The organism is Methylobacterium nigriterrae, assembly GCF_037106235.1.
Lineage (GTDB): Bacteria > Pseudomonadota > Alphaproteobacteria > Rhizobiales > Beijerinckiaceae > Methylobacterium > Methylobacterium nigriterrae.
In genome coordinates this window covers 1-11,306 of the sequence record NZ_JBAWTG010000144.1, presented here as the reverse complement: position 1 = coordinate 11,306, position 11,306 = coordinate 1, and the positions used below count along the sequence as shown (strand labels likewise).

The following is an 11,306-nucleotide window of genomic DNA, read 5'->3' as shown; positions in this document are numbered from 1 at the left end:
CAGACCTCCGTGCCTGTGGCCGTACGGGCGGACGCCGCGCCCCTGCGGGTCGTGTATCCCTCTGCCGAGCAGACCCTGGCGGTCCCATCCGCTCGCTAGTTGTCTGTCTTACGAGCTCCGCCGGTAGCCCGATCCGGAGCGCGGCCCACTGAAGCCGGACGCGCGCATCACGTTGTAGACGCCCGTGATGAAGCCCAGCATGAGGAACACGATCAAGCCCCAGGGCTTCGTCCCGAGGAAACGATCGAAGATCCAGCCGAGAATCCCTCCCGCAATCACGCCCGCGACGAACTCCGTGGAGAGTTGCATCGCGCGCCCGAGAGGAGACGGCCCATCGGACGAGCCGGGGCGCGACGAATGCTCGGGAGAAGCCGACGGTCGCTTCCGGTCGATCTGCGTCTCGAGACGTTTGAGCCTCGCGGAGAGATCGCCCTCCGGTCTCGTTCCGCGTTCCTGTTCCCCCTCGTCCTTCGCGTCGTTGCCGCTCATGGTGAAATCCCGCTTCGCGAGGGTAAGGGGAATTGGCTGGAACTCCCTTGAAGCGGTGTTTATCGCATGGAACCGACATGGACCGAATGCAGCCGCCTGCCACGGTGCGTCGTGCAGTAGGACCGATCCTCTGTCCGACGCTCTCTGAAGGGCTTTCGAGAGCGCTGACCGTTGCTGAGAGTCGATCCGGAACTAGGCCGTGCCGGCGTCCCGGTGAGCCCTTTGGTCGGCCCTCCCCAAAATGGCAGTTGGGCCCCCGCCGTCCTCCGTCGTGGAGCCGCCGGGACAACGGGCCGGTTATGATAGGAAAATTATGGTGTTATCCGTCTCTGTTCTCTCGGTCGTGATCGGTCCCCGGGGCGGCCCATCCCGCCCCGGCGCGGTTTCACGCACCGACATCCACGGCGAGAGGGGCCATTTCAGGCCCGAACTGCCCTGTCATGAGCCGCCAGCCCCGATGAGTAAGCGGGACTGAGGCGGGCGAATCGTTCTACCAGCACCGCGAAGCGGAGCGGCCTTCGGTGAGGACCAGACAAGAACGTGACTGGACTCTGGGCAGGTTGTGTCCCTGTTCGCCGGCGATAACAGGAGCACTACTATAGAGATCATCTTTTTTCTTTCCCTGTTATCCCCGGGTTGTCCTTCCGCCGACGACCGAAGATCCTATCGAACACTGGGTCAGCGCGTGCCGCCGGCCCCTGTGGACCGTGATCGCGAGGGCGTGGTCGAGATCGTCCAAGTCGCGGTCGATGAAGCGATGCCCGATCCCGTTAAAGGCCGCCGTGACAGGCCTGCGGTCAGGAAGCACACCGCTGGATCCGCCGAACGACCAATCGGGCGTGAAGCGACCCAATACAGTGGTTTCGTCATCACGCGATGTGCGCTCGTCAGCCATGATCAGGATCTCAGCTAAGCGCCGCGCTGTGCTCCCTTCCCACGACTTGATGGCCGGCGCCACCACGATGCTGACGTGCAGAGTGCAGCTGAAGGTCTAACAGAAGGCCTTGTGTGAGTTATGCGGGTCAGCGATGCGTAGTGGGATGGGCTCATCAGGCAAGAGGCTCTCCGATCCCGCCCATGCAGAGATACTTGATCTCCAGGTAATCCTCGATGCCGTAATAGGAGCCCTCGCGACCGAGCCCACTTTCCTTGACACCGCCGAAGGGCGCTACCTCGGTCGAGATGATCCCTTCGTTGATCCCGACGATGCCGTAGTCGAGCGCCTCGGCAACCCGCCAGACCCGGCCGATGTCGCGGCCGTAGAAGTAGGAGGCGAGGCCGAACTCCGTGTCATTGGCGAGCGTTACCGCCTCCTCCTCGGTGCGGAAGCGGAAGAGGGGGGCGACCGGTCCGAAGGTCTCCTCGCGAAAGATCCTCATGGCGGGCGTGGTGTCGGCGAGAACGGTCGGCTCGTAGAAGCTGCCGCCGAGTGAGTGGCGCCGGCCACCGGTGACGATGCGGGCTCCTTTCTCGACCGCGTCCGAGACGTGCTCCTCAACCTTGGCGACCGCCTTGGCGTCGATGAGAGGGCCGATCAGCGTCCCGTCCGCGAAGCCGTCGCCCACCGGCATGACCTGCACTGCCTTGGCGAGGCGCTCCGCGAAAGCATCGTAGACGCCGTCCTGCACCAGGATGCGGTTGGCGCAGACGCAGGTCTGTCCGGCATTGCGGTACTTCGAGGCGATCGCCCCCTTCACGGCGAGGTCGAGGTCCGCGTCGTCAAAGACGATGAAGGGGGCGTTGCCGCCGAGTTCCATGGAGGTCTTCTTGATCGTCTTCGCACATTGCGCGAGAAGCTCGCGGCCGATCTCGGTCGAGCCGGTGAAGGAGAGCTTGCGCACGATGGGGCTCCCCGTCATTGCGCCGCCAATCGCCTGGGCCGAGCCGGTCACGCAGGACAGCACGCCCTTAGGGATCCCGGCCTCCTCGGCGAGCACGCAGAGGGCGAGTGCCGAGAAAGGCGTCTGGCTTGCGGGCTTGAGCACCATGGTGCAGCCGGCCGCGAGCGCAGGGCCCGCCTTGCGCGTGATCATGGCGGCCGGGAAGTTCCAGGGCGTGATCGCCGCGCAGACGCCGATCGGCTGCTTGAGCACCACGATGCGCTTGTCCGGGCCGTGCGCCGGGATGACGTCGCCATAAACGCGCTTGGCCTCCTCGGCGAACCACTCGATGAAGGAAGCTGCGTAGGCGATCTCGCCACGGCTCTCACTGATCGGCTTGCCCTGCTCGGCCGTCATGATCGCGGCCAGATCCTCTTGGTTCTCCATGATCAGGGTGAACCAGCGCCGCAGGATGCCGGCGCGCTCCTTGGCGGTGCGCCGCCGCCAGCCGGGGAGCGCTGCCTCGGCAGACCTGATGGCGCGCTCGGCCTCGGGCGCGCCCATCTTCGGCACCCTGCCAAGGGTCGTGCCCGTGGCCGGGTTGTCGACCGCGATGGTCTCGCCGCCGTCGGCTTTCACGAAAGCGCCGTCGATATAAGCCTGCTCGCGGAACAAGTCGGGCCGCCGCAGGGAGAGCGAGCGATCCTGCACTGTCATCGTGGTCATGAGACGTCTCCCAGTATGTCGCGGCAGGCCAGCCCGGACGGCCGGCACCTAATATGCGGCCGGTTCGGGGCCGCCGATCCCGTGCCGGAGTTCCTCGATGAGGACCCGGTTGTTCTCCACGTAGTCGACCGGCACCGCCACGAGATGGACCCCACCCGCCGCGAAGGCGGCTTCGAGTGTTGGAGTCAGCTCGCCCACCGCGGCGATCCGGTGACCAGTCGCGCCGTAGGAATTGGCGTAGGCGACGAAGTCCGGGTTGCCAAAGGTCATGCCGTAATCCGCGAAGGCATCCACCGCCTGCTTCCAGCGGATCATCCCATAGGCCGAGTCCTCCAGAATCAGCACTACGAGGTCGAGCTTCAGGCGCATCGCGGTTTCGAGTTCCTGCGAGTTCATCATGAAGCCGCCGTCGCCGCAGACCGCCATGACCCGCCGATCAGGGTTGAGGAGCTTCGCCATCATGGCGGTAGGCAGGCCAGCGCCCATCGTGGCGAGCGCATTGTCGAGGAGCAGCGTGTTCGCGATGCGCGTGCGGTAGTTGCGCGCGAACCAGATCTTGTACATGCCGTTGTCGAGGCAGACGATGCCGTCCTCCGGCATCACGGCCCGCACGTCGTGCACGAGGCGCTGCGGCGTCACCGGGAAGCGATCCTCGCCGGCCCGGTCGTTGATCCGCTCCAGGATCGACCGACGCAGGTCGAGCATGCCGAGATCCGGGTCGAGGCGCCCGCCGAGTCTGTCGGCCAGAGCCGTCACGGTCGCGCCGATGTCGCCCACTACTTCGGCATCCGGGTGGAAGACCTGCTCGACGCTTGCCGACACGTAGCCGACGTGGATCACCTTCGGGCCGCCTGCAACCTGCCCCATCAGGAATGGGGGCTTCTCCACCGTGTCGTGCCCGATCGAGATGATCAGGTCCGCCCGGTCGATCGCGCGGTGCACGTAGTCGCGCTCGGAGAGCGCTGCGGTGCCGAGATAGAGCTTTGAGCCGCCCGTGACCGCGCCCTTGCCCATCTGGGTGTTGAAGAACGGGATACGGGTGCGTCGCACGAAATCGGAGAGTGGTTCGACCAGCCGCGGCCGGTTGCCGGCCGCCCCGATCATGATCAGCGGGCGCTTTGCGGCGAGGATCATCGCAGCGGCGCGCTCGATGGCGCTGGGCGCCGCCACCGGCCGCTCAATTGGGTGCGGGGGCACCAGGGCGACGTCCGCCATCTCGGCCGCGATGTCCTCAGGCAGTTCGAGGTGGACCGGGCCGGGACGCTCCTCGGTGGCGACCCGGAAGGCGTCGCGCACCAGCGTCGGGATTGAGGCTGCCGACACGATCTGGCGGGTCATCTTGGTGAGCGGGCGCATCGCCCCGATGATGTCGACGATCTGGAAGCGGGCTTGGCGGCTCGTCAGGATCGGCTTCTGGCCGGTGATCATCAGCATCGGCATGGCGCCGAGATGCGCGTAGGCCGCGCCCGTGGTGAAGTTCAAGGCGCCGGGACCCAGCGTCGAGAGGCAGACGCCCGGCCGGCCCGTCAGCCGCCCGTGGGTGGCGGCCATGAAGGCGGCGGCCTGCTCGTGGCGGGTGAGGACGAGCTCGATCGCCGAGGTGCGCAGGCTCTCGACAACGTCGAGGTTCTCCTCACCCGGAATGCCGAAGATCCGCTCGACGCCCTCGTTCTCGAGAGCTCGGACCAGAAGGTCGGATCCCTTCTGCATGAACATGTCCTCCCTTTCCCGCCGAGAGCGACGAAGCAGTCTCCTGCGCGACCCAGCCGGTGTCGAGCCTGTTGGTAGGGCCGCTTGGCCCCGCAGCTTCAGGCGTTTCAGAATAACTCGTTTCAGCGACGGGGCCTGCGATGTCGAGCGAACGGACGGGCGTCGGCCGCCGCAGAAGTGGTTCGTGTTCAGATCCCTTCCGCGAGGTGGATCGTCCAAGGCTCGTCGAAAACGTGTTCCTCCAGGTTCACGCCCGCGCCGCCGCGGTCGATCACCACGAACTCCTGGGGCGCACCGAAAGGTGTAAGCACGCCGTGCCACGTGCCGATGGCGTAGCAGACCCCTTGCCCGGGTGCCGTGACAAAGGCCCGCGCCCGGCCTGGCTTGCCGCCATCGTCCGGGCAGACCACGACGAGGAACGGCGCGGCGTTCAACGGCACGAAGGCCTGGGAGCCGAGCGGGTGACGCTCGACGAGGCTGAAGGTCAGCGGCATGGCATAGGGCTCGGCCTCGACGAGGCCGATCACGACGCGCCCGCCCTCGTCCATCACACGTACTTCCGCGAGGTCGTGGAAGCGGCGCGCCATGCCGGCATTCATCGGACGCGGGTCGGCGGTAGCCTTGTCAATTACCGTGCCGAAGGGCGCGAAGGCCTCGGCCGTGAGGGGTTGTGCGGTGAGGTGGCGAGCGCTCATCGCGCCACTCCGCAGGGCTTGCTCCGGGGCGCGAGGGCGGGATGCCGGTTGACGTCCTTGTAAAGCAGATAGCGGAACGGGCCAGGACCACCCGCGTAGCAGGCCTGCGGGCAGAAGGCGCGCAGCCACAGGAAGTCACCGGCCTCGACCTCGACCCAATCGCGGTTGAGCTTGTACACCGCCTTGCCTTCGAGCACGAACAGCCCGTGCTCCATCACATGCGTCTCCTCGAAGGGGATCGAGGCGCCGGGCCGGAACGTGACGATGTTGACGTGCATGTCGTGGCGCACATCGTCGGGCGAGACAAAGCGGGTCGTGGCCCAGGCGCCGTCCGTGCCCGCCATTCCAACCGGGTCGATCTCCGATTCGTGCCGGACGAAGGCCGGGGGGAGCTCGATGCCCGGCACACGCTCGTAGGCCTTGCGGACCCAGTGGAAGCGGGCGGGCTCGGAGCCGCAGTTGCGCAGCGTCCAGTTCGCGCCGGGCGGCAGATAGGCATAGCTGCCGGGGCGCAACTCGTGTGCCTGCCCGTCGAGGACGAGGCTCAGATTGCCGCCGACCACCACCAGCACGCCTTCGGCTTCCGCGTCGAGTTCCGGCCGTTCGCTGCCGCCGCCGGGGGCGACCTCCATTAGGTACTGCGCGAAGGTCTCCGAAAAGCCGGACAGCGGCCGCGACAACATCCAGACGCTGGTCTCATCCCAGAAGGGCAGCCGGCTCGTAACGATGTCGCTCATAACGCCTTTGGGGATGACGGCGTAGGCCTCGGTAAAGACGGCCCGGCCCGTCATCAGGGCGGTCTGAGGGGGCAGGCCGCCGCAGCGCGGGTTGTAGGGGGGAGATGTGTTCATAGGGATTCTCCGGTGTTTCGCCAGAACAGCAGGATGAGAGGAGCGGTAGCGCCGCCGGGGTGGGGGATCGGATGAAACCCAGACCCCGCCGCACCGGCGCGTCGCTGTCATCAGACGGGCCGGGCTTCAACGATCGGCGTGTCGAGTACCGCCGTCGTATCGGTGACGACCTCGCCGTTGAGGACGCGGTGGGCCTGGTCGCGGTCGATGTCGCCCTCCCAAGCTGCGATCACCACGGTCGCCACGCAATTGCCGATCAGGTTGCCGAGCGCGCGGGCGATGCCGACGAACCAGTCGATCGACAGGACGAGGACGAGGCCGATCACCGGGATCTCGGGCACGGCCGACAGGGTGGCTGCGAGCACCACGATCGCCGAACCGGGAATGCCGTGCGCGCCCTTCGAGGTGAGGAGCGCGATGCCGAGGATCAGCAGCAGGTGCCCGAAGCTCAGCGGCGTGTTCGTCGCCTGGGCGATGAACACGGTCGCGAGCGTCAGGTAGAGCGAGAACGCGTCGAGGTTGAACGAGTAGCCGGTCGGTATCACGAGGCCGACCGTCGAATCCTTGATGCCGAGGCGTTCCAGCTTGCGCATCACCTGCGGCAGCACGCTGTCGGAGGAGGCCGTGCCCGCCACCACCGTCAGTTCCTCGCGCAGGTAGGCCAGGAACTTGAGGATATTGAAGCCGGCAAAGCGCAAAATGGTGCCGAGCACGACGAAGACGAAGAAGGCGACGCCCGCATAGAACAGGGCGACCAGCATGCCGAGCTGCTTCAGCGAGCCGACGCCGTACTTGCCGACTGTGAAGGCCACCGCGCCGAGGACGCCCAGCGGCGCGAGCTTCACGATGAAGCCAATGATCTTGAACAGGACCTCGGTGATCCGCTCCAGGCTATCGGCGAGCGGCTTGCCGCGCTCACCCAAGAGCGAGAGGCCGGAGCCGAACAGGATCGCGATGATCAAGACCTGCAGAATATCGCCCTTGGCGAAGGCGTCGACCAGCGTCGTCGGTACGAGCTTCATCAGGAAATCGACGGTGCTGGTCACCTCCTTGACATGGCTGGTGTAGCCGGCGAGCGCCGCGCCATCCAGGCTTGCCGGATTGACGTTCATGCCTAGGCCGGGCTCGAACAGGTAGGCGAGCACGATGCCGAGGGCGAGGGCGAGCGTCGTGACGGCCTCGAAGTAGATCAGGGATTTGAGCCCGACGCGCCCGACCTTGCGCAGGTCGCCCGCGCTGACGATGCCGTGCACCACCACGCCGAACACGAGGGGTGCGATCGCCATCTTGATGAGCTTGATGAAAGCGTCGCCGAGCGGCTTGAGGCTGACCGCGAAGTCCGGCCAGAGGAGGCCGATCGCGACGCCGAGCACGAGCGCGGCGACGACCTGACCGAACAGAGACGTGAAGAAGCGGCTCATGCGCACCTCCCTCTGATTTTTCGGGCCTGTTTCCCTTCCGGCTGCCCGGCCCTGGTGCAACGGAAAGCCAATTGAGCAGCGCCCACCAATATGTGCATGATTGTGCAGTGCAGCGACGCGCTCTCAACCGCCGTTAGCACGATCATGCATATTTATCTAGACGTCAAATATTTCTTATGTTTCAATCAGAATAAAAATCGTATGGATCTGAGCCATGGAACTTCGTCATCTGCGCTATTTCGTTGCGGTCGCCAAACACCTTAGCTTCACCGCAGCCGCTCGGGATCTTGGCATAGCGCAACCTCCGCTGAGCCAGCAGATCCGGGATCTCGAGGTCGAGATCGGAACCGAGTTGTTCGAACGGACGACCCGCCGTGTCGCGCTCACCCCGGCTGGACAGGATTTCTTAACACGGGCGATTTCGATCCTCGAGCGAGCGACTGAAGCGATCGATCGAGCGCGCGCTATTGGCGGCGGAACGGCTGGCATAATCAACGTTGGGCTGACAGGATCGATGCTGGCCGGACCGCTCGGCAAATTGATACATGCCTTTGGCAAGAATTATCCTGAGGTAGATTTGCGCATTCACGAAATGTCACCGGATAAACAGGTATCCGCACTAAAACATGGGCATACCGACATCAGCTTTTTGCGTAGCCCCCCGCAGGATACGGATCTCGCGAGAGAGCTCGCGTGGAAAGAAAGCATAAATGTGATTCTGCCGGCGGGTCATCACCTGGCGGCGCATGAAAATCTATCCTTACCAAAACTTAGAAGTGAGACGTTTGTATTTCTGCGGCTGAAGGACTCTCTTTTTGCTAACTATCTTTGGGAGGCCTGCGTAGAAAATGGTTTCGCCCCCCGCATATCTCAACAAGTTGTTGAGGCCGCGTCACTGACGAGTCTTGTTGCCGCTGGGCTTGGCATTGCAATGATTCCCGAATTCATAGGCAACTTTAAACATCCAAAAGTTATATATAAACAGTTGGACACATCTTCGCCATCGGCCGATGTATATGCATTGTATATCAAAGGCCCAGGTTCCATTGTCGAGAATTTTCTCTCCGCAATGCGCAGCAGTGCTCAGAATTTTGCGGAACAGCTTCGTTCCGGAGAAATGTAATGCAGCCAGCGTGGAATTCTGATGCTGAGAGCGCCGGCGAGCGCAGGTTCTTCAAAGCCGACGTCGAGCTAGTTTAAGGGTCTACAGGCGAGATGCCGTATTGAGCCTGCCACCGTCGAGTAGCGAACGGGGCGGTTGTGCCTCAGAGTGATGGTGTGTGGAACGGGGGCGGAAAGGCTTGGCCCCAGCATCATCGAGGGATCGCCATTCGGAGTGGGGCTGACGGGCCCTGCTCCTCCGAGGTCCCGTCGCCGGGACGTGGGAAGCGACAAAGCCGCAGGTACGGCCGTGAGTCCTCGCGAGGGCGGACCACGTGTCTGAGAAGGACTTGTCGCCTCCTGTCTGACCGCATGATGCTGCTCTGGGAAGGAGGCCGCGGAAGTTCCGCTCCCGTCGCGACGTAGGCCTGTAACCTGAGCTCCTGCAATGTCACCTTCGGAGCTACCGTGTGGGCCAGCTAGCAGGCGGCAATGGGCGCGAAGCAGCCGTCCCGGGATGATCGACAACGGCTTCTCCGCTTCCAAACATGCTTGCGGCAGCCGGCTGAGTGGCGCGTAAGCTTGGTGGGCGGCCTAGCTATCCAATACTGTGACCTGATCCGCGATACCGCCTGTTTTGTCACTGAGACCCGGCACCTCATCGAGCTGTCGCAGACTAGTGAACCGGCCCTGCTCCTTCCGGTAGCGCACGATCTCAAAGCCGTGGCCTTGCAGCGCAGGTACGCTGTCTAGCTCCTCGGCGGCTGTCGTGTTGAGATCGACCATCGGACCCGTCCCTAGCTATGGTCCGACCGCAACGCCGGGGGCTTGCTCCCGTTCCGGTCCTGACTTCATGGAACGGGCAGCGTTGGCATCTTCACCCAATCGCCTCCTCACTGGCGGCCGCGCTGGGCAAAAGCCCCATCAGGGCCTGCAACGACGCGCTGGCCTCACCGGACCATACGAGGTGGGTACGATTGACCCGCAGATGCGGGGGCAGCAGATGGCGCTCCACGGCCGTGCTCAACACGGCCTGATCAAGCACCTCCGCCGGCACGATCGCCGCACCTGTACCGGCCGCCACGCACGCCACGATGGCGTGGTACGAGCTCATCTCCAGAACCCGGTCGGGCGACGTGCCGCCTTCGGCCAACCACTCGATTAGGCGCTGGCGGTAGGAGCAACCATGCGGGAACGCCACCAGTGTCCGCCCACGTAGCTCGACAGCTTCGCGGATCGCCGGCCCACCTTTGGCGGTAATCAGCACCAGCTCCTCGTCAAAGGCTGGAAGTGCAGAGAGGCTGCCCTTCTCAAAGGGCTCGGACACGAAGGCGGCCTCAACCTCGAAGCGGTCGAGCTGGCGCAGCAACGCGCGGGTCGTGCCGGTTTGCAGCTCGATCGTGACGTTGGGGTGTTGTGCGTGAAAGGCTGACAGGATCGGCGGCAACCTTGCGCCTGCCGCGCTTTCTAGGGAACCCAGCCGCAGTACACCGCGCACGATACCGCTGCGCATCTCCTGCTCGGCCAAGTCAGCCATTTGCAGCAGCTTCTCGGCGTGGCCCAGCAGCGTGCGGCCTGCCTCGGTGAGGGTCAGGCTTCGCCCCTGGCGGCGGAACAGCGTTACACCCAGCCGCTCCTCGAGCTGCTTGATCCGGGTTGTCACGTTAGACGGCACACGATGCAGCAGGCTTGCAGCGCGCGTCACACCGCCCTCCCGCACCACGCTGCGGAAGATGTGGAGGTCATCCAGGTCCATCGTTCTCATACGGGGAATGATATGTCACAAGAATTCATTTTCCAAGAACGGAGTTCGGGTGCTTAATCGGATCGGCCCATGAGCACCACATCTTCTTCTCTCCCACCCCACTCCCGCTCGACTTGGCTGATCGTCAGCAGCGGTGTCGTCGCTCTCGCCATCGCCATGGGCGTCGGCCGGTTCGCCTTCACGCCGCTGATGCCATTGATGATGCGAGATGGGTCCCTGAGCGCTGCAGCCGGCGCGGAGTGGGCGGCCGCCAACTACGGCGGCTACTTCGTCGGTGCCCTGACCGCCTCCTGGTTCTCCAGCAACCCGCGTCGCGGCCTGCTGCTGAGCCTCGTAGGCGTGGCGCTCACGACGCTGGCGACTGCAGGAGCCGATGCCATTCCCAGTGTCTTCGCCGGGGCCCTGCTGCGCGCGGCAGCCGGCGTGTTCAGCGCCTGGGCGCTGGTCTGCGCGAGCAGCTGGTGCTTGGCCGAGCTTGCCCGGCGTCAGGTCTCACAGTTGGGGGCCTGGATCTACACCGGGGTCGGGCTCGGCATTGCATTGGCTGGCCTCCTGACTTGGCTCGGTGGAAGCCAGCCGGCGGATCGGCTGTGGCTGGAGCTGGGGCTGATCGCCGGGGCAGGCGCGCTGTGATCCTCCCCCGTTTTTGTGGACACGGAGGTTACGTTGCCCAGCGCTGCTCGGCCTGCTCAGGCGTACGGTACCCGAGGGCTGAGTGGAGGCGCTGT

Annotated in this window: 11 protein-coding genes; 3 read left to right on the top strand and 8 right to left on the bottom strand. The window is 64.6% G+C overall.

All coding sequences use genetic code 11. The features are described from left to right. Nucleotides 1-108 precede the first annotated feature (108 nt). Entirely contained in the window at nt 109-489 is a 381-nt protein-coding gene (locus WDW90_RS31470) for an AtpZ/AtpI family protein (protein ID WP_336491499.1), read from the bottom strand. 721 nt (nt 490-1,210) lie between these two features. On the opposite strand from WDW90_RS31470, the gene WDW90_RS31465 reads away from it, so the two are divergent. After that, nucleotides 1,211-1,402 carry a hypothetical protein gene (locus WDW90_RS31465; RefSeq protein WP_336491497.1) on the top strand — a complete coding sequence of 64 codons (192 nt, stop codon included), beginning with the start codon at nt 1,211-1,213 and terminating at the stop codon, nt 1,400-1,402. A 136-nt stretch (nt 1,403-1,538) separates the two neighbouring features. Here WDW90_RS31465 and gabD read toward each other — a convergent pair whose 3' ends face one another. From gabD to WDW90_RS31440, 5 genes are all read right to left on the bottom strand, one after another. Then, nucleotides 1,539-3,035, bottom strand: a complete 1,497-nt coding sequence (gene gabD / locus WDW90_RS31460) for an NADP-dependent succinate-semialdehyde dehydrogenase (protein ID WP_336491496.1) — start codon at nt 3,033-3,035, stop codon at nt 1,539-1,541. A 48-nt stretch (nt 3,036-3,083) separates the two neighbouring features. Continuing rightward, a complete protein-coding gene (locus WDW90_RS31455) occupies nt 3,084-4,745 on the bottom strand; it encodes an acetolactate synthase large subunit (protein WP_336491495.1) in 1,662 nt (553 codons plus the stop codon). 188 nt (nt 4,746-4,933) lie between these two features. Continuing rightward, complete coding sequence (locus WDW90_RS31450) at nt 4,934-5,440, bottom strand: ureidoglycolate lyase (protein WP_336491494.1); 507 nt, start codon at nt 5,438-5,440, stop codon at nt 4,934-4,936. Continuing rightward, nucleotides 5,437-6,291, bottom strand: a complete 855-nt coding sequence (locus WDW90_RS31445; protein ID WP_336491493.1) for a bifunctional allantoicase/(S)-ureidoglycine aminohydrolase — start codon at nt 6,289-6,291, stop codon at nt 5,437-5,439. The genes WDW90_RS31450 and WDW90_RS31445 overlap by 4 nt, the downstream gene beginning before the upstream one ends. Nucleotides 6,292-6,401: 110 nt before the next feature. After that, a complete protein-coding gene (locus WDW90_RS31440) occupies nt 6,402-7,712 on the bottom strand; it encodes a dicarboxylate/amino acid:cation symporter (protein WP_336491491.1) in 1,311 nt (436 codons plus the stop codon). Nucleotides 7,713-7,926: 214 nt separating this feature from the next. On the opposite strand from WDW90_RS31440, the gene WDW90_RS31435 reads away from it, so the two are divergent. Further along, complete coding sequence (locus WDW90_RS31435; protein ID WP_336491490.1) at nt 7,927-8,835, top strand: LysR family transcriptional regulator; 909 nt, start codon at nt 7,927-7,929, stop codon at nt 8,833-8,835. A 572-nt stretch (nt 8,836-9,407) separates the two neighbouring features. Here WDW90_RS31435 and WDW90_RS31430 read toward each other — a convergent pair. Together WDW90_RS31430 and WDW90_RS31425 are read right to left on the bottom strand one after the other, a co-directional pair. Further along, nucleotides 9,408-9,599, bottom strand: a complete 192-nt coding sequence (locus WDW90_RS31430) for a helix-hairpin-helix domain-containing protein (protein ID WP_336491489.1) — start codon at nt 9,597-9,599, stop codon at nt 9,408-9,410. Between the two features lie 91 nt (nt 9,600-9,690). Then, nucleotides 9,691-10,569 carry a LysR family transcriptional regulator gene (locus WDW90_RS31425; RefSeq protein ID WP_336491488.1) on the bottom strand — a complete coding sequence of 293 codons (879 nt, stop codon included), beginning with the start codon at nt 10,567-10,569 and terminating at the stop codon, nt 9,691-9,693. 78 nt (nt 10,570-10,647) lie between these two features. Here WDW90_RS31425 and WDW90_RS31420 point away from each other — a divergent pair, with 78 nt between their 5' ends. Continuing rightward, nucleotides 10,648-11,211 carry a YbfB/YjiJ family MFS transporter gene (locus WDW90_RS31420; protein ID WP_336491486.1) on the top strand — a complete coding sequence of 188 codons (564 nt, stop codon included), beginning with the start codon at nt 10,648-10,650 and terminating at the stop codon, nt 11,209-11,211. Nucleotides 11,212-11,306 lie beyond the last annotated feature (95 nt).